Origin of the sequence: Pseudomonas azotoformans (assembly GCF_900103345.1) — a bacterium.
Lineage (GTDB): Bacteria > Pseudomonadota > Gammaproteobacteria > Pseudomonadales > Pseudomonadaceae > Aquipseudomonas > Aquipseudomonas azotoformans.
The window spans coordinates 5,711,075-5,730,312 of record NZ_LT629702.1; the positions used below are offsets into that span (position 1 = coordinate 5,711,075).

General features: G+C 59.0%; 14 protein-coding genes. 3 read left to right on the forward strand and 11 right to left on the reverse strand.

What is annotated here, in order from left to right; translation table 11 throughout:
- The first annotated feature begins 11 nt into the window (after positions 1-11).
- Entirely contained in the window at positions 12-257 is a 246-nt protein-coding gene (locus tag BLR69_RS25865) for a hypothetical protein (protein WP_071494173.1), read from the forward strand.
- Positions 258-460: 203 nt separating this feature from the next.
- Here the strand turns inward: BLR69_RS25865 and BLR69_RS25870 are convergent, their stop codons facing one another.
- The 11 genes from BLR69_RS25870 to BLR69_RS25920 all read right to left on the reverse strand — a co-directional run bounded on the left by BLR69_RS25870 (position 461) and on the right by BLR69_RS25920 (position 17,129).
- Complete coding sequence (locus BLR69_RS25870) at positions 461-1,432, reverse strand: peptide ABC transporter ATP-binding protein (RefSeq protein WP_016976250.1); 972 nt, start codon at positions 1,430-1,432, stop codon at positions 461-463.
- Entirely contained in the window at positions 1,432-2,400 is a 969-nt protein-coding gene (locus BLR69_RS25875; protein WP_017739469.1) for an ABC transporter ATP-binding protein, read from the reverse strand. The genes BLR69_RS25870 and BLR69_RS25875 overlap by 1 nt, the downstream gene beginning before the upstream one ends.
- 10 nt (positions 2,401-2,410) lie before the next feature.
- On the reverse strand, positions 2,411-3,322 hold the full coding sequence (locus BLR69_RS25880; protein WP_010213191.1) for an ABC transporter permease subunit: 912 nt from the start codon (positions 3,320-3,322) through the stop codon (positions 2,411-2,413).
- Between the two features lie 10 nt (positions 3,323-3,332).
- Positions 3,333-4,343, reverse strand: coding sequence for an ABC transporter permease subunit (locus BLR69_RS25885; protein ID WP_017739471.1), 1,011 nt, complete (start codon positions 4,341-4,343; stop codon positions 3,333-3,335).
- A gap of 76 nt (positions 4,344-4,419) precedes the next feature.
- Positions 4,420-6,015: an ABC transporter substrate-binding protein gene (locus BLR69_RS25890; protein WP_071494172.1), complete on the reverse strand. Its 1,596-nt coding sequence runs from the start codon at positions 6,013-6,015 to the stop codon at positions 4,420-4,422.
- Positions 6,016-6,095: 80 nt separating this feature from the next.
- A complete protein-coding gene (locus tag BLR69_RS25895) occupies positions 6,096-7,502 on the reverse strand; it encodes an OprD family porin (RefSeq protein ID WP_071494171.1) in 1,407 nt (468 codons plus the stop codon).
- Between the two features lie 170 nt (positions 7,503-7,672).
- A complete protein-coding gene (locus BLR69_RS25900) occupies positions 7,673-9,277 on the reverse strand; it encodes an ABC transporter substrate-binding protein (RefSeq protein WP_071494170.1) in 1,605 nt (534 codons plus the stop codon).
- A 305-nt stretch (positions 9,278-9,582) separates the two neighbouring features.
- The gene (locus BLR69_RS25905) at positions 9,583-11,211 is read right to left on the reverse strand and encodes an ABC transporter substrate-binding protein (RefSeq protein ID WP_071494169.1); all 1,629 of its coding nucleotides are present in this window, start codon (positions 11,209-11,211) and stop codon (positions 9,583-9,585) included.
- 258 nt (positions 11,212-11,469) lie between these two features.
- Complete coding sequence (locus BLR69_RS25910; RefSeq protein ID WP_071494168.1) at positions 11,470-13,071, reverse strand: ABC transporter substrate-binding protein; 1,602 nt, start codon at positions 13,069-13,071, stop codon at positions 11,470-11,472.
- 132 nt (positions 13,072-13,203) lie between these two features.
- The gene (locus tag BLR69_RS25915) at positions 13,204-16,050 is read right to left on the reverse strand and encodes a dermonecrotic toxin domain-containing protein (RefSeq protein ID WP_134434983.1); all 2,847 of its coding nucleotides are present in this window, start codon (positions 16,048-16,050) and stop codon (positions 13,204-13,206) included.
- 368 nt (positions 16,051-16,418) lie between these two features.
- Entirely contained in the window at positions 16,419-17,129 is a 711-nt protein-coding gene (locus BLR69_RS25920; protein ID WP_071494166.1) for an SIMPL domain-containing protein, read from the reverse strand.
- A gap of 205 nt (positions 17,130-17,334) precedes the next feature.
- Between BLR69_RS25920 and BLR69_RS25925 the strand changes: the two genes are divergently transcribed.
- Together BLR69_RS25925 and BLR69_RS25930 are read left to right on the forward strand one after the other, a co-directional pair.
- The gene (locus BLR69_RS25925) at positions 17,335-18,597 is read left to right on the forward strand and encodes an ATP-binding protein (protein ID WP_058423028.1); all 1,263 of its coding nucleotides are present in this window, start codon (positions 17,335-17,337) and stop codon (positions 18,595-18,597) included.
- Positions 18,590-19,150: a response regulator transcription factor gene (locus tag BLR69_RS25930; protein WP_003171731.1), complete on the forward strand. Its 561-nt coding sequence runs from the start codon at positions 18,590-18,592 to the stop codon at positions 19,148-19,150. The genes BLR69_RS25925 and BLR69_RS25930 overlap by 8 nt, the downstream gene beginning before the upstream one ends.
- Positions 19,151-19,238: the final 88 nt, after the last annotated feature.

A 19,238-nucleotide genomic window follows, 5' to 3' on the forward strand; every position in this document is an offset into this window, starting at 1 on the left:
GGAAATCGACCATGAGTATTTTTCAACGAGTCGTGCTGTTGATAAAAGTGCTGGTGCTGATGTCTTTGGGTATGTCGGCGGCCTGGGCGCATAACCCGGTGCACAGCGGTCAGGCGGGCTTTTCGGCGTCGCATGACAATGGGCTGTTACTGGCTAAGTCTGAGGCGCAGGGTGAAGACAAGGAGGACGATGACTCCACCAGCCAGGAGCCAGACACCGACGACCCGGACGGCGATGAAGGCGACAGCCAAACGTAGGTCTTAGCCAAAAGAAAGCCCCTCCCACCCGGCTGATGCGCAACCGGGTGGGAAGGGCTGTAAAACACATTACCGCTGCTGACCCCTTGTAGGAACGAGCTTGCTCGCGAAGAACGCAAGGCCACTGGGTTAGACCAGGATGCCCGCGTCAGCGTTGACGTTTTTCGCGAGCAAGCTCGCTCCTACAGGGCGCGGTGCCGGCCTCAAGCCACGAATTGCTCCGCGTAATGGCATGCCACCTGACGGTTATCCAGGGCACGCAGTTGCGGTTCCTCGGTGCTGCACCGCGCCGTCGCATACGGGCAGCGCTTGTGGAAGGCGCAGCCAGGTGGCGGGTTCAGCGGGTTGGGCAACTCGCCGACGATCTTGATCTTCGGCTTGTTCGGGTCCGGGTGGATGGTCGGGGTGGCCGACAGCAGCGCCTGGGTGTACGGGTGCAGCGGGCGGGCGTAGATGTCTTCCTTGGGGCCGACTTCCACCGGGCGGCCGAGGTACATCACCATCACGTCATCGGCGACATGCTGCACCACCGCCAGGTTGTGGGAGATGAACACGTAGGCCGTGTTGAATTCCTGCTGCAGGTCCATGAACAGGTTGAGCACCTGGGCCTGGATCGACACGTCGAGTGCCGAGGTCGGTTCATCCGCCACCAGCACCTTCGGTTGCAGCATCATCGCGCGGGCCAGGGCGATGCGCTGGCGCTGACCGCCGGAGAACATGTGCGGGTAGCGCTGATAATGCTCGGGGCGCAGGCCCACTTGCTTCATCATCGCCTGCACTTTTTCGCGGCGTTCGGCGGCGGACAGGTTGGTGTTGATCAACAGCGGCTCGCCGAGTTGATCACCGACTTTCTGGCGTGGGTTGAGCGACGCATACGGGCTCTGGAACACCATCTGCACGTCTTTGCGCAATTGCTTGCGCTGGGCCTTGTCGGCACCGGCGACTTCCTGGCCGGCGATTTTCAGGGAGCCCGACGACGGCTCTTCAATCAGCGTGAGGGCGCGGGCCAGGGTGGATTTGCCGCAACCCGACTCGCCCACGACGGCGAGGGTCTTGCCGGCTTCCAATTCAAAGGACACGCCATTGAGGGCGCGCACCAGCGCGTGGCCCTTGAACAGGCCACGGGACACTTCGTAGTGACGGGTCAGGTCGCGGGCGGTAAGAACGACGGCCATTACGCCACCTCCTGGTTCAAGGGGTAGAAGCAGCGCGCAAGGCTGTTGGTTTTTGGATCAAGCCCCGGACGCTGGGCACGGCAGCTTTCCTGCACGTACGGGCAGCGCGGCGACAGCAGGCAACCCTGCGGGCGGTCATAACGACCTGGAACGATACCCGGCAGCGTGGCCAGGCGAGTGGCGCCGAGGCTGTGCTCGGGGATCGCCTTGAGCAGCGCTTCGCTGTAGGGGTGCGCCGGGATGTCGAACAACTGCGGCACCTGGCCGACTTCCACGGCTTGGCCGGCGTACATCACGCACACGCGCTGAGCGGTTTCCGCCACGACAGCAAGGTCGTGAGTGATCAGCACCAGGCCCATGTTCTGCTCTTTCTGCAGGGCCAGCAGCAGTTCCATGATCTGCGCCTGGATGGTCACGTCCAACGCCGTGGTCGGTTCGTCCGCGATCAGCAGTTTCGGCTCGCCGGCAATCGCCATGGCGATGGCCACACGCTGGCTCATACCGCCGGACAGTTGGTGCGGGTAGGCATCCATACGGCTGGCAGCGCCCGGGATTTCCACCTTTTCCAACAGTTCGATGGCGCGTTTGCGCGCTTGTTTGCCGGACATTTTCAGGTGCAGGCGCAGCACTTCTTCAATCTGGAAGCCCACGGTGTAGCTGGGGTTCAGCGCGGTCATCGGGTCCTGGAACACCATCGCCAGGTCTTTGCCGACGATCTGACGGCGCTGGCGGTTGCTCAACTTGAGCATGTCCTTACCGTCGAAGTTAAGGGCGTCGGCAGTAACGATGCCGGGGTGCTCGATCAGGCCCATCAGCGCCATCATGGTCACGGATTTACCCGAGCCCGACTCGCCAACGATGGCCAGTACTTCGCCTTTGTCGACGGAAATGTCGAGGCCATCGACCACCGGTACGGCAGTCTTGTCGCCGAAGCGCACGTTGAGATTCTTGATTTCTAACAGTGACATGGGAATCTCCTCAGGCGGCGTTCTTGAGTTTCGGGTCCAGCGCATCGCGCAGGCCGTCGCCCATCAAGTTGATTGCCAGCACGCTGAGCAAAATGGTCAAACCAGGCAGGCTCACCACCCACCAGGCGCGTTCGATGTAGTCACGGGCCGAAGCCAGCATGGTGCCCCACTCAGGGGTTGGCGGTTGTACGCCAAGGCCGAGGAAGCCGAGGGCCGCGGCATCGAGGATCGCCGAAGAGAAACTCAGGGTGGCCTGGACGATCAGCGGTGCCATGCAGTTGGGCAGCACGGTGATGAACATCAGGCGCGGCAGGCCGGCACCGGCGAGGCGCGCGGCGGTCACGTAGTCGCGGTTCAGTTCGCCCATCACCGCAGCACGGGTCAGACGCACGTAGGACGGCAGCGAGACGATGGCGATGGCGATCACGGTGTTGATCAGGCCTGGGCCGAGGATTGCCACAATGGCGACAGCCAGCAGCAGCGACGGCAGGGCCAGCATGATGTCCATCAGACGCATGATGGTCGGGCCGAGCAAGCGCGGGAAGAACCCGGCGAACAGACCCAGCAGGATCCCCGGGATCAGCGACATCACCACCGACGACAAGCCGATCAGCAAGGACAGGCGCGAGCCCTGGATCAGGCGCGACAGCAGGTCACGGCCCAGTTCGTCGGTGCCAAGCAGGAATTGCATCTGCCCACCTTCCAACCAGGCCGGTGGGGTCAGCAGGAAGTCGCGGTATTGCTCGCTCGGGTTATGCGGCGCAACCCACGGAGCGAAGATCGCGCAGAACACGATCAGCAACATGAACAGCAGGCCGGCAACCGCGCCTTTGTTCTTGGAGAAGGCTTGCCAGAATTCTTTGTACGGGGACGGGTACAGCAGGCTTTGATCGACTGCTGACACTGGAGTAGGTGTGGTCATGGTCATGATCTCAGCGCTGGTGACGGATGCGTGGGTTGGCGAAGCCGTAGAGGATATCCACCACGAAGTTCACCAGGATCACCAGGCAGGCGATCAGCAGGATGCCGTTCTGCACCACCGGGTAGTCCCGCGCGCCAATGGCTTCGATCAGCCATTTGCCGATGCCGGGCCACGAGAAGATGGTTTCGGTCAGGACCGCACCGGCCAGCAGGGTACCGACTTGCAGGCCGACCACGGTCAGTACCGGGATCAGCGCGTTACGCAGGCCGTGCACGAACACCACGCGCGCCGGCGACAGGCCTTTGGCCTTGGCGGTACGGATGTAGTCTTCGCGCAGCACTTCGAGCATCGACGAACGGGTCATCCGCGCGATCACCGCCAGCGGAATGGTGCCGAGCACGATGGCCGGCAGGATCAGGTGGTGCAGGGCGTCGAAGAACGCGTCCGGCTCGTCAGCCAGCAGCGTGTCGATCAGCATGAAGCCGGTGCGCGGCTCAATGTCGTAGAGCAGGTCGATACGCCCGGAAACCGGGGTCCAGCCCAGGCTGACCGAGAAGAACATGATCAGGATCAGGCCCCACCAGAAGATTGGCATCGAGTATCCCGCCAGGGAGATGCCCATCACCCCATGGTCGAACAGGGATCCTCGCTTCAATGCCGCGATCACCCCGGCCAACAGGCCCAGAATACCGGCGAACAACAGGGCGGCCATGGACAGTTCCAGGGTCGCGGGGAAGAGGGCGGTGAACTCGGTCCACACGCTGGTACGGGTACGCAGCGATTCGCCAAGGTCACCCTGGGCAAGCTTGCCGACGTAATCCAGGTATTGCGCATACAGCGGCTTGTTAAGGCCAAGGCGTTCCATTGCCTGTGCGTGCATCTCGGGGTCGACGCGCCGCTCGCCCATCATGACTTCGACGGGGTCGCCAGGGATCATGCGAATCAACGCAAACGTGAGCAACGTGATGCCGAAGAACGTGGGGATCAATAACCCCAGTCGGCGGGCAATAAAACTAAACATCTTGTCGTGTACCTCAATCAGCCGGTTAGGCAGGTCCGGCGCCGTCAATGTCGACGGCGCCGAGCGTTTTTCTTATTTACTTCACCTGGGTGGTGGCGAAGTTATTGTTCGTCAGAGGGCTTTGGGTATAACCCTCGACGTTCTTGCGCATAGCGGTGAACATTTTCGGGTAAGCCATGGGGATCCATGGTTGGTCCTTGTCGAAAACGTCCATGGCTTGTTCATAGAGTGCAGCGCGTTGTGCGGGTTCAGCCACAGCGCGCGCCTTGTCGATCAAGTCTTGAAACTCTTTGTTACACCAGCGCGCGTAGTTTTCGCCGTTTTTCGCTGCATCGCAACTCAGGTTCGGCGTGAGGAAGTTGTCCGGGTCGCCGTTATCCCCCGCCCATCCGGCGGATACCATGTCGTGCTCACCGTTTTTAGCACGCTTGAGCATTTCACCCCATTCCATGACTTTGATATTCACCTTCAGGCCAATCTGCGCCAGATCCGCCTGCATGCGCTGGGCGCCGAGCATCGGGTTAGGGTTGGTCGGGCCGCCGCCGTTACGGGTGAACAGGGTGAACTCGGTGCCTTCCGGCACTCCCGCTTCCTTGAGCAGGGCACGGGCCTTGTCGAGGTCGCGCGGTGGGTTTTTCAGCTTGTCGTTGAAGCCCAGCAGCGTGGGGGGAAAAGGTCCGGTGGCATCGACAGCGTTGCCTTTGCCGTACAGCGATTCGTTGTAGCCTTTTTTGTCGAACGCGATGTTGATCGCGTGACGTACCCGCGCGTCGCTCATGTACTTGTGGGTGGTGTTCAGTGCGGTGTAGGCGGTGGTCATCGCCGCCAGTTCATCGACCTTCAGGTTCGGGTCTTTCTTGATGCTGGGCAGGTCATCGGGCTTGGGATATAGCGCGACCTGGCATTCGTTGGCCTTGAGCTTCTGCAGGCGCACGTTGTTGTCGACCGCAATGGCCAGGATCAACGGATCGGCCGGCGGCTTGCCACGGAAGTACTCCGGGTTGGCCTTGAAGCGCACCTGGGCATCTTTCTGGTAGCGGATGAAGATGAACGGGCCGGTACCGATCGGCTTGCTATTGAGCTCATCGGTCTTACCGGCGGCGAGCAGTTTGTCGGCGTATTCAGCGGAGTGGATGGCGGTAAACGGCATCGCAACATCGGCCAGGAACGGTGCTTCAGGGCGCGTCAGGGTGAAGACCACCGTGTGGTCATCAGTCTTCTCGACACTTTTGAGCAGTTCCTTGAAGCCCATGCTTTCGAAATAGGGGAAACCCGTGGTGGATTTGTTATGCCAAGGGTGTTTCGGGTCCAACTGGCGCTGGAAGCTCCAGAGCACGTCATCGGCATTCAAGTTACGCGTGGGTTTGAAATAGTCGGTGGTGTGGAACTTGACGTCATCGCGCAGGTGGAACGTATAGGTCAGGCCGTCGTCACTGATTTCCCAGCTCTTGGCGAGCGCGGGAACGATTTCAGTGGTGCCTGGCTTGAAGTCCACCAAACGGTTGAACATGGTTTCAGCAGCGGCGTCAGCGGTCACGGCCGTGGTGTACAGGACCGGGTCGAAACCTTCCGGGCTGGCTTCGGTGCAGACCACCAGTGGTTTGGCCGAAACGCCGATGGCCACGCTCAACAGCGCGGCAGCCACGGCGGCTTGTAGTGGGAGCAATTTCATTCGGAGCCCTCTGCAATCGATGGGACCAGACAAGCGTAGACGGCGGGCTCGTCCTGAGCCCGCCGCTTACTTGGCGCTGATTAAAGAATGTTGAACGGGATGGTGGTGACCAGGCGGAATTCGCGCAGGTTGCCGTCAGCCTGGTTCTCACTGGCGCGGTGCGTCACGTAGGTGGCGCGAACGGTGGAGGCTTTCAGAGGGCCGCTCTGGACGGCGTAGGAAGTACCAATGCCGTATTCCTGGTGGTGCTCGCCGTTCTGGGCCTGAATGCCGTTGTAGGCGAAGTCTTTCACACCGTTGTCGCCACGGTAGTGAGTACCGTCGATACCCCAGCCGCGAGCCGAGTAGATGTTGAACTTCAGGCCTGGAATGCCGTATTCGGCCATGTTGATGCCGTAGGCAACCTGGAAGGACTTCTCGTTCGGACCGTTGAAGTCGGAAGTCAGGGAGTTGGCCAGGTAGATGCCGTTGGTTTCGTGCAGGTAGTCGAAGTACTCGTTGCCGTTCACTTCCTGGTACGAGAAGGTCAGGCTATGAGCCTGGTGGGTCAGGCCGAACGACAGCGAGTAAGTGTCGTTGTCGATCTTGCCCATCAACTTTTTGCCTTCGTCGACGGTCTTGTAGTAGTTCAGGCCGGTGGTCAGGCTCAGTACCTGGCTGTCACCCAGCTCATGGGTAGCGCCGAAGTAGTACTGGTTCCAGAAGTCTTCCACGTTGGCGGCGAACAGGCTGGTCTTCAGGCTCTTGAATGGCTGGTAGTTGACGCCGAGGGTACTGACCTTGTCGGTCTCCTGCTTGCCATTGCCGTATTCAGTGCGGAATTTCGACAGGCTCTGTTCGGTACGTGGCGAAACGCGGTCAAACACGCCACCCTGGAACGACAGGTTGCTGAATTCTTCGCTGTTGAAACTCACACCTTCGAAGCTCGAAGGCAATGCACGGTTGCCGATGGTGTCGACGATGCCGCTGCTGAAGTTTTGGCGACCGGCGGTCAACGTGGTGTTCGACACACGGAACTTGACGTTGGCCAGGCCCAGTTTGCTCCACTGGTCCACGGCGTCGCCGTAGGAATGGGCCAGGGTGCGGTTGGAGCCGCCGGCGATGTCTTTTTGACCGCGGATCAGTGCAATGGCGTTGTATGCCGCGACTTCAGTCGAGACACCTACAGTGCCTTGGGTAAAGCCCGAGGTGTAGTTGAGGATGGTGCCCTGAGCCCAGTTGTAACGACGGGAGGTGGTGGTCTTGACCTTGTCGCCTTCGTTTTTAAAGTAGCCGAAACGGTCGCCACGGAACTTCATTTCGTTGGAGTACCAGTTACGCGTGGTACCGCCCAGGCTCTGGCCGTCGATAAAGCCCTTGGCCTCGCTTTGGGCGCTGGTGCCGGCCAGTGTGGTCGGAACGAAGTCCTGGCTTTGGGTTTCAGCGTAGGCGGTGGCCGTGATGCTGCTGATGGCCAGGGCCAGAAGCGCTTTGCTGCTCAGTTTCATGGATGAAGCTCCTTTGGTTCTCTTTTTAATGCCGGTCTTTTTTGGTGATCCGGCTATTGGGTGTGTAACTCGTTCAAGCCATTGCAAACGTTTGGCGTAGGAAAATTCCCAACAAAAGGCCGCGCGTTTGCAGCAAGGCGGGGGCCGCCCTGCGCAATCCGGTTATTTTCTTATGGGGTGATACTGACGCCCGAGAACACGTTGCGGCCGAAGGGGCTTACCTTGAACCCTTCGACTTTGGCGCTTAACGGCTGGTTGACCGTCGAGTGGGCGACTGGCGTGATCGGCACCTGCTGCTTGAGCAGTTGCTGCGCCTGTTTGTACAGAACAGTCCGTTGTTCGCGGTCGGTCACGACCTTGGCTTGCTTGATCAGCTTGTCGTACGCCGGGTCACACCACATGGAGTAGTTGTTCCCGCCGATGGCGTCGCAGCTGTAGAGGGTGCCCAGCCAGTTGTCCGGGTCGCCGTTGTCGCCGGTCCAACCGATCAGGCTCACATCGTGCTCACCGTTCTTGGTGCGCTTGATGTATTCGCCCCATTCGTAGCTGACGATCTTGACCTTGAGTCCGATCTTGGCCCAGTCGCTTTGCAGCATCTCGGCCATCAGCTTGGCGTTGGGGTTGTACGGCCGTTGCACCGGCATCGCCCACAGGGTGATTTCGGTGCCTTCCTTCACGCCGGCGGCCTTGAGCAGTTCCTTGGCTTTTTCCGGGTTGTAGGCGGCGTCTTTGATGCTGTCGTCGTAGGACCACTGCGTCGGCGGCATGGCGTTGACCGCCAGTTGCCCCGCGCCCTGGTACACGGCGTTCAGGATGCTCGGCTTGTTCACCGCCATGTCCAGCGCCTGGCGCACTTCGAGCTGGTCGAACGGCTTGTGGCGCACGTTGTAGGCGATGTAGCCCAGATTGAAACCGGGCTTGGTGAGCAGTTGCAGGTTCGGGTCGGCCTTGAGGGCGTCGACGTCAGCCGGGCGCGGATGCAGGGTCACCTGGCATTCGCCGGCCTTGAGCTTTTGCACGCGCACCGAGGCGTCGGTGTTGATGGCGAAAATCAGCTGGTCGAGCTTGACCTTGCTCGGGTCCCAGTACTGTTTGTTGGCCACATAGCGGATCTGCGAATCCTTCTGGTAACGCTGGAACACGAAGGGGCCAGTGCCAATCGGCTTCTGGTTGATGTCGCTGGGTTTGCCGGCCTTGAGCAGTTGCTCGGCATATTCGGCCGACAGGATCGCGGCGAAGCTCATGGCGATGTTCTGGATGAACGCGGCGTCCACCGTGTTCAGGGTGATCACCACGGTGTGCGGGTCGGTTTTGGCGACCTTGGCAATGTTCTTGTTCAGGCTCATCCCGTTGAAGTACGGAAACTCGGTGGGGTAGGCCTTGCGAAACGGATGGTCGGGGTCAAGCATGCGGTTGAAGGTGAACAGCACGTCGTCGGCGTTGAAGTCCCGGGTCGGCTTGAATTCCTTGTTGCTGTGGAATTTCACCCCTTCACGCAGGTGAAAGGTGTAGGTCAGGCCGTCTGGCGAAATATCCCACTTGGTTGCCAGCGCAGGCACGACACCGGTTTCGCCCTTTTCAAATTCAACCAGGCGGTTGTACAGCGGCTCGGCTGCATCGTTGTCGGTGGCGGTGGTGTACTGCGCGGTGTCGAAGCCGGCCGGGCTGCCTTCCGAGCAGAACACCAGGCTCTGCTTGTCGGCGGCGTGACCCATCGTGGCCGCAGCCAGCAGGCTGGTGCCAAAAATTGCGGATAGAACGGTGGTATGGCGCATGACGATCCCGATCCTTGTTTGTAGTTGTCATCAGCGAGCAATCACCCCGGCGTTCAGCCAGGGGGACATCACTGATCCCACACGCAGCAAGTGCCTTTCCGAATTGGGAGCCTCTGCTGTCCTACGACGTTATGGGTCGCGGACTTCGCAGTAAATGCGCCAAATCGGACTGACCTTGTAGGCAATGGAGTCGCACCTCGCAGTTCATTGCTGTAGGAAGCAACGGTTTCGAGTGTGGTCCATGTCCTACGGCCAAGGCGGATGCAATAACGGCGACGTTTATGCAACGTCGCCGCCAGTGATCCTTACTTGCCGCTGACGCTCACGCCGTAGAAGGAGTTCAAGCCAAACGGGCTGATCTTGAAGTCCTGCACGGTGTTGCGCATGGGTTGATACACCGTCGAGTGCGCGATAGGTGTCATCGGGACTGCATCTTTGAGGATATGTTGCGCCTGCTTGTACAGCTCGGTGCGTTTGGCGACGTCCGACGTTGCCTTGGCTTCTTTCACGATGCCGTCGAATTTCTTGTCGCACCACTTGGAGAAGTTGTTGCCGGCCAGCGAGTCGCAGCCGAACAGCACGTTCAGCCAGTTGTCCGGGTCACCATTGTCGCCGCTCCAGCCAATGATCATGGCCTGGTTCTCGCCGCCTTTGGAACGCTTGATGTACTCGCCCCATTCGTAGCTGGTGATCTTGACCTTCAGGCCGATCTTGGACCAGTCGTTCTGCAGCATTTCAGCCATCAGCTTGGCGTTCGGGTTGTACGGACGCTGAACCGGCATGGCCCACAGAACGATTTCGGTACCTTCCTTGACGCCGGCTTCCTTGAGCAGCGCCTTGGCTTTCTCCGGATCGTACTTGGCATCCTTGATGGTGGTGTCATACGACCATTGGGTCGGTGGCATGGCGTTGACGGCCAGTTGGCCGGCGCCCTGGTACACGGAGTCGATGATCTGCTGCTTGTTCACCGACATGTCCAGCGCCTGGCGTACGCGCAGGTCAGCCAGCGGGTTAGGCTGATCGCTGCCCTTGATCTTGTCCATGACGTTGTAGGCAACGTAGCCCAGGTTGAAACCGGCTTGATGCGGCAGTTTCAGGTCCTTGTCATCGCCCAGCGCCTTGAGGTCGGCCGGACGTGGGAACAGGGTGATCTGGCATTCGTTTTTCTTCAGCTTCTGGATGCGCACCGACGGGTCGGTGGTGATGGCGAAGATCAGGTTGTCGATCTTCACGTCTTCAGGTTTCCAGTAGTCCTTGTTGCCGGTGTAACGGATGTTCGAGTCTTTCTGGTAGCTCTTGAACACGAACGGGCCAGTGCCGATTGGCTTCTGGTTGATGTCCGCGGCCTTGCCTTCTTTCAACAGTTGGGCGGCGTATTCAGCCGACTGGATCGAAGCGAAGCTCATCGCCAGGTTCTGGATGAAGGCGGCGTCCACAGTGCCAAGGGTGAACTTGACGGTATGGTCATCGACTTTCTCGATGTTCTTGATGTTGGTGTCCATCCCCATGTCCGTGAAGTACGGGAACTCGGTGGGGTAGGCTTTGCGGAACGGATCGTCCTTGTTGATCATGCGGTTGAACGTGAACAGCACGTCATCGGCATTGAAGGTACGGGTCGGCTTGAAGTACGAGGTGGTGTGGAACTTGACGCCATCCCGCAGGTGGAAGGTATAGGTCAAGCCATCCGGGGACACGTCCCAGCTGGTGGCCAGCCCAGGAATCACGGCGGTGCCGCCGCGTTCGAACTGGGTCAGGCGGTTGAACATGGTTTCGGCCGAGGCATCGAAGTCTGTTCCGGTGGTGTACTGGCCTGGGTCGAAACCGGCCGGGCTCCCTTCGGAGCAGAACACCAGGTTAGTCGCCGCTTGGGCGAAAGGAGCTGCGGCCATAAGGCCAGCGCTAACAATTAACGGAATGACTGCGTGTTTAAGCATGTTGGCCTCATGATTTGTTGTCATTTTTGGTGGTGAGGGCGACCTCGTGAGTCGGCCTGCGGATACTTACGCAGGCGCCATACCCATTGCAAGATGCTGAACCGTTGGGAGGGTGAAACAGTGGTACGAACGTACAGGAATGTCGCAATTATGAAAGTTTTGACATATTTGCGCATATTTCGAGGGTTTTTTCGGTGCATTCGTCGCACCAAAAAAGCCCAGCCGAGGCGTCTGGCGCACTCGGTTGGGGCGTTGCTGTTACTTATCTAGACTCACGCCGTAGAACGGTGTCAGGCCAAAGGGGCTGATCTTGAAGTCGCGTACTTCCTTGCGCAGGGGCTGGAAAACCGTCGAGTTCGCAATAGGCGTTATAGGTACTTGTTCCTTAAGGATTTTTTGTGCCTGTTGATACCACTTGATGCGCTGTTCACGGTCGTTGCTGACCTTGGCCTGCTGCACCAGTTTGTCGTAGGCCGGGTTACACCATTTCGCGTAGTTGCTGCCCTTGACCGCGGCACAACTGTAGAGCACGCCCAGCCAGTTATCCGGGTCGCCGTTGTCGCCGGTCCAGCCATAAATCATCGCGTCATGCTCGCCGTTTTTGGCGCGCTTGATGTACTCGCCCCATTCGTAGCTGACGATATTGGCCTTGATCCCGATATTTTCCCAATCCTGCTGGATCATTTGCGCCGACATGCGCGCGTTCGGGTTTGAAGCACGCTGCACGGTCATTGCCCACAGGTTGATGGCAGTTCCTGGTGCAACCCCTGCTTCTTTTAGTAGCGCCTTGGCTTTGGTCGGATCGTAGGGCGCGTCCTTGATGGTGGGGTCATAAGACCACTGCGCCGGAGGCAGGGCGTTCTGCGCCAATTGTCCGGCACTCTGGTACACCGCCTTGATAATCGCCGGCTTGTCGATCGCCATGTCCAGGGCCTGGCGCACCTTGAGCTGATCCAGCGGCGGGTGGGTCACGTTGTAGGCCAGGAAGCCCAGGTTGAAACCAGCCTGCTGCAGCACGCGCAAGTTCGGGTCCTGTTTCATCACTTCGATATCGGCAGGGCGCGGGTAGCCGCTGACCTGGCATTCGCCGGCCTTGAGCTTCTGTAGGCGTGACGCGGCATCCGGGGTGATGGCGAACACCAGGTTGTCGAGTTTCACATCCTCGGGTTTCCAGTACTGTTTATTGGCCACGTAGCGGATCTGCGAATCCTTCTGGTAGCGCTTGAACACAAACGGCCCGGTGCCTACGGGTTTCTGGTTGATCTCTTCGGCCTTGCCCTGCTTGAGCAGTTGCGCCGCGTACTCGGCCGATTGCACCGAGGCAAAGCTCATGGCCAGGTTTTGCACAAACGACGCATCGACGTTGTTCAGGTTGAAGCGCACGGTGTGGTCGTCGAGTTTGTCGACGCTCTTGATCGTGGTGTTCAAACCCATGTCGGTGAAGTACGGCGACTCGGATGGGTACGCCTTGCGGAATGGACTGTCGGCATCCAGCAGGCGATTGAAGGTAAACAACACATCATCCGCGTTGAAATCGCGGGTAGGCGTGAAGAAATCGGTGGTGTGGAACTTGACGCCATCGCGCAGATGGAAGGTGTAGGTCAGGCCGTCTTTGGAGATGTCCCAGCTTGTCGCCAGGCCAGGTTCGACTTCGGTGCCGCCACGCTTGAACTGCGTGAGGCGGTTGAACACGGTCTCGGCCGACGCATCGAAATCGGTGCCGCTGGTGTACTGGCTGGGGTCGAAGCCGGCAGGGCTGGCTTCGGAGCAGTAGACCAGGGTGCTGGCTGCCTGGGCCATTGGCATGAAGCCGAGCAGGCCTGCGGCGAGGAGGAGCGGTTTTAAGGCAATTCTTTCCATGGAGACCCCTGAAGTGGCAGTTGATCACTGTCCGAACGAAAAAACGGCGGTTACCGAGGTTACCGCCGTTAAGCATTTTCAGGTAGGTGGAAGGCTGGTGGTGCTGGTCACGGCCTCATTGTTGATCGATGGTTACGGCGTTTTGACCGATACTTCCACGTAGGTTGGCGCATTTTTGTCGATAGTAAAGCGGCTGCCCGCTGAGCTGGAGTGGTGAATGGTAAACGTGCGTCTGATTTTGACGTTGATGTTGTCCAGGTATCCCTCTTCTACGTGTCTGAGGCGATAGTCGCCGGTGGCCGATACACGGGTAATGTTTTTCGACGGGTCGTAGTCGATGTGATAGGTCGAGTCATTATTGGAGATCGATACGCCCTCGACCAATACGCCTTCCTTCAATTCGCCAGAGGGTGTTCGGTGCAGGAGAAAAGATTCCATGGCAGGTCCCATTGAACCTTGGTGAGCCACTTCGGAAATACGGGCGCGCAATTCTGGATCGGGAATGATTTGTTCAAACTGTTTGATTTTTTCAGCCTGTATTTCCTGACCATTGCTCCCTGTACTGTGTAAGGTCTGTTCAGTGATTCCGTCGGGCGTGGTTGTTCTCAGGTTGTAGTTTCCGCGATTGATATCGAGCACAAAGTTTTTGGAGTAGTCGTTGTCACCTTCCCAATGCGTGGCTTTTTCTTCTGGCAGAAGCTCAAAGTTTGGTTCTTCCAGCGTCCAGGAAACGTTGAGTTTGTGCTTGATTGCACCGTTTTCTTCGAAGTTGCTCGTGGACAAGACATAGTCCGTGTTTTTGCCGAAATCAAAGTAGTTATCAAACGATTCGGTCCCCTGCATTTTTGAGCCGTCAAGTGTCACGAACTGATCGGAGAACTTAGGCGGTATGCTTGATTCGTCACTGGGGGCTGGCGATGGCGTACGTTGCCATGGCCACTTGCGTGCGCCTCCTGGGCCGATTTCACGGGCCCATTCGCCGTCCAGCGTGGAATGAGCGGTCATCACCGGCTTGCGTGTTGCACGATCAATGATCTGTACATAATCGTTGCTCAGTTTGAAATCGCTTTTGATCTCGTACACCTGAGGCGTGCCGGTAGCATCGGTATAGCGGATAAACCATTGGTCCGTGCCATCGGGGGTTTTGATTTGATAGATCCCTTTTGAATTGCGGGTCGCGCCTTCGATCAGTTGCTCGCCGTTGGGCACTGCGTGCTGACTGATATTGGCTGCCTGAGTCGGCTTGAGTCGATTGACGGAGGGCTCTTCGACGATGGGCGTTGTCGGTGCGTCGGTGTCTGGCACCACTGGCTCTTTGACGGTGTCCTCTATGCTCTCGCTGACCGTGGTGACGGCCCCTTGCTCGCCTTTTATTAATTTGCTCGCCTCACCAGCGACAACGGGCACCGCATTCAATACGCCAAACACAATATGGTCCGCGCCACCTGGCTTGCCATGCTTGAGTTGGTCCGCGCCTATCCCTGCTTCCAACGCACCGGCAGCGGCATAAAATACCTCCAGTCCCACTGCGACCTCGGGCATGACGATAGCCAGCGGGGTCATCATCAAGGCGATCTTTGTGGTGGTTTCCAACACTTCAAGGATCGTGGCTTTGGTGACATCTCCATCGGTGGTTATTTCGGTTTCGGCATCGGCGTATGAGCGCTCTTTCTGCCGCCGGGTCATGGTTGTGAATGGGTCATCGGACAGCGGTTCGGTAGTAATGAACCGTTGTGGGTCAAATTCATTGAGACGTTCCAGAGGGCCGGCATCGGGTGCGTCTTTTTTCGACCAGCCGCCGAGCCCGGCCAGCGTTTGATTGACGCCGTCAGAGAAAAAGCGATTGGCCTGGTCACGTAACGGAAAGTGCATCGACAGGGCTTCACGCTTGACCGGATCAGCCGCCTGTTCAGCCAGCCAGTTCTTCATCTCGGCCTGGCTGTTGAACGAATGAATCGGCGAGGAGTTGCCGGGGATATACAGCAACGTACGGTTGAAAGGTTTACCTTCGGCATCGACGCGTGTTGTCTTGTCGGTGATGTAAAGCAGGTCTGTCGACTTGTAGCCATTGATGCTCAGCAGGCCAACTTCTATGTTGGGATCCTTGATGATAGCGGGCGAAAGATCATCAAGTTTAAGCTTCTCCCAGGTCGTGCTCAGCGGCAGGCCGGCGGCGCGCATGGCCAAGTCCGTATCACTTTCGCTCAAGCTGTCGTTTTCAAATTGACGCAAAGCACCTCCCACGAAGGATGCTTTGCTCATTTGTTCGTACTGGCGCTCATGCGCGGGCCAGAACTCATTCAGGAATTGCGTATACGGTTTGCTGAAGTCGGTGTTCCATACGATGCTACGAAATCCCTCAGGTGTTTGGGGTAGCAGGTTTGTACCGTTGTATACCTCTGGTTGGCCGGGCTGCGGCCCCACGTATATGCCTTCGTAGGTCTTCTGCGGGTGTGCGATCGAAGCAACCTTATCAACCACCGCGGGCAAAGGGAGCGCGGGCGCGATGCGCTCTAGCCAGGTGTGCAGGGTTGATCGCAGCTTTTCGGACGACGTCTGGTGCTCGTCTTCCTTATTAGCGCTCTGGACGTTATGCAGCGCGGCCTGAGTCAGTGATATTTTATTTAAGACTTTGCCATTCTTGGGTTTTGGTCGCTTGGGGTCATAGTTCAACGTCACGATAAACGTGTTATCCGGATCAATATCCTTGCCCCAGCGCTTCTTCAAGTCGGCCTTGATAATCTCAGCGGTACTCTGGCTTGGAGTCTTGAACCCTTCGGCGGCTTTCCAGATGTACCTTTCAACCCCAGGGTTATAGGGCAGGCCCGGAATGAGTGTTTCGTGATGGTTGCGGCGTTTGGCGCTTTTCTGGCGGGGCTCATGCTCAGCGCCGGGAGCAGGCGGTGTGGCAAGGTTTGCCGAGTTGCTGGGTGACTCGGGCACAGATGTCGAGGCAGGGCTTAAGGATGTCTTTATCATTTGATCTCGCTCTTTTCAAGTGAGCCTCCCTGGCAGCTATTTTTCAGATAGATGCGTGGGAAATGATCGTGGGGACGTTCCGGCCTTGCGTTTTGTTCTTTTCACATTGTTATTACAACGTACATGTTTTGAATAAAACTCTTGGATAGCAACTTTGCTGCGATGAGCTAGGACGCGTTTCAATCGCACTAGAGGGAGGGACGGGGGAAGCGATAGCGTTATAACGCGAGAAGAGTGCGGCTCTATATAATTACAATTGCATCCATAAAAAAGGCGCGTCCATTAAGGACGCGCCAGATGCCATAGCGTCAGGTGGCAAAATGAGTGCTGATTCAGTGGTTACAGCCCCGTTTGCCCCGTTCAGCGCCTTACTGCAGCACTTCGATCACGCCATCGGCACTCATGCTGACCTGGCTGGTGCCGGCTTCCACTTCGGGCGTGGGAGCCGAGTCCGCCATCGCGGCCTTCATCATCATCCCGCCACGGGCATAGGGTTGTGGATAACCATTGGTGTTGAAGTTCAGGTTGACGATCTTGTAGCCCTTGCCACCCAACGCGTCGGTGGCCAGTTGTGCGCGAGCCCTGAACGCGGCGACGGCTTCCTTGAGCAATGCATCTTCGCTTGCCTTGCGCGTGGCGTCGGCGATGGCGAAGTCCATGCTGTCCATTTTCAGGGTATTCAGCAGTTCACCGGTGAGCTTGGACAGCGCAGGGAAGTCCGCGCTTTCCAGGCGAAGCTCGGCGCGTTCACGCCAGCCGGTGATCTTCTGGTTCTTGTTGTCGTAGATCGGGTAGCTGTTGCGGCTGCCCTGGCGCAGGGTCACGCCTTTGACTTCGCGGGCCTGGCCCAGGGCCTTGTTCATGGTGGTGGTGATTTCGGCGGCGAGCTTGGCCGGGTCGCTGTTCTGGGATTCGGTGTACAGGGTGACGATCATCTTGTCGCGGGCCACTTCCTGGCTGACCTCGGCGCGCAGGGAAATCTGGTTGTAGTTCAGCGCATCGGCGGCCAGGGCAGGGAGGCTGGCCAGGGTACTGGCGCCAAGGGTGAGAACGAGTGCACTGCGAGTGAAACGAGACATGAAAGCTCCTTGAGGTGATCGTGTTCGGTATGACTGTAGACGGTGGCACCAGGTTCTTCGGGTTTACACATTACCTACATGTTGTAGCGATGCCGACGAACGGTCATTTGCCCGGCCTGCGGCAAAGAGCCACACGCGCCGTGCCGGTGGGTCCGCTTCGTTTATACTCCTGCCGATCCGCCTGCAGCGCTCACCGGGAGAGCTCATGCTCGCCGCCGTAAAACTGACTTCCGCCACCCGCCAGAACCTCTGGCGCCTGACGTTCATCCGCACGCTGGTGCTGGCCGCACAGGCTGGCTCCGTCGGGCTCGCCTATTGGTTCGATCTGCTGCCGCTGCCGTGGCTGCAACTGGGCGTGACCCTGGGTTTCTCCATCGTGTTGTGTGTGTTCACCGCTATCCGGTTGCGCACCACGTGGCCGGTGACCGAGCTGGAATATGCCCTGCAATTGGCTTGCGACCTGTTTATCCACAGTGTGTTGCTGTATTTCTCCGGCGGTTCCACCAATCCGTTCGTTTCTTATTACCTGGTGCCCTTGACCATCGCCGCCGTGACCCTGCCATGGCGTTATTCGGTGGTGCTGTCGGGCATCGCCCTGACCCTCTACACCCTGCTGCTGGCGCGCTTCTACCCGCTGCAAACCTTCCCCATCGCCCGGGAAAACCTACAGATTTACGGGATGTGGTTGAGTTTTGCGCTGTCCGCCGCCGTCATCACCTTCTTCGCCGCACGCATGGCCGAAGAACTGCGCCGCCAGGAAGAACTGCGCGCCATTCGCCGTGAAGAAGGCTTGCGCGATCAGCAACTGCTGGCTGTCGCCACCCAGGCCGCCGGCGCCGCCCATGAGCTGGGTACGCCGTTGGCCACCATGAGCGTGCTGCTCAATGAGATGACCCAGGACCATCACGACCCGGCGTTGCAGGAAGACCTCGGCGTGCTGCGCGAGCAGGTCAAGCAGTGCAAGCAGACCTTGCAACAACTGGTACGCGCCGCCGAGGCCAATCGCCGCCTGGCGGTGGAGATGCAGGATGTGACCCAGTGGCTCGACGAAGCCCTGAACCGCTGGCACCTGATGCGTCCCGAAGCCAGTTACCGTTTTCATCTATTAGGGCAGGGCACGGTGCCGCGCATGGCGCCGCCGCCGGATCTGACCCAGGCCTTGCTCAACCTGCTGAACAACGCCGCCGACGCCTGCCCTGAAGGCCTGGGCGTGCAGTTGGACTGGGATGCCGAAGACGTGACGATCAGCATTCGCGACCACGGCGCGGGCGTGCCGCTGGCCATTGCCGAGCAGATCGGCAAGCCGTTCTTTACCACCAAGGGCAAAGGCTTCGGCCTGGGCCTGTTTTTGAGCAAGGCCAGCGTGACCCGCGCGGGCGGCTCAGTGAAGCTCTATAGTCATGAGGAAGGTGGCACGCTCACCGAGCTGCGCCTGCCCCGTGTCGCACGAGGAGATATCGATGAGTGACGAGATCCAAGTCGAAGGCGAAGAACTGCCGCACCTGCTGCTGGTAGATGACGACGCCACCTTTACCCGCGTGATGGCGCGTGCCATGAGCCGGCGCGGTTTCCGCGTCAGCACCGCTGGTTCCGCCGAAGAGGGCCTGACCATCGCCCAGGCCGACCTGCCGGACTACGCCGCGCTCGACCTGAAGATGGACGGCGACTCCGGCCTGGTGCTGTTGCCCAAGCTGCTGGAACTCGACCCGGAAATGCGCGTGGTGATCCTCACCGGTTACTCCAGCATTGCCACGGCCGTCGAGGCGATCAAGCGCGGCGCCTGCAACTACCTGTGCAAGCCGGCGGACGCCGACGATGTGCTGGCCGCCCTGCTCTCCGAACACGCCGACCTCGACACCCTGGTGCCGGAAAACCCGATGTCGGTGGACCGCCTGCAGTGGGAACACATCCAGCGCGTGCTGACCGAGCACGAAGGCAATATCTCCGCCACGGCGCGGGCCCTGGGCATGCACCGCCGTACCTTGCAGCGCAAGCTGCAGAAGCGCCCGGTACGTCGCTGAACGCCGGCTGAACAATCTGCGGCAGGGCGCACCAAGCCTGGGCTGATCCCCTATGATCAACTCAACCCCTGTAGGAGCGAGCTTGCTC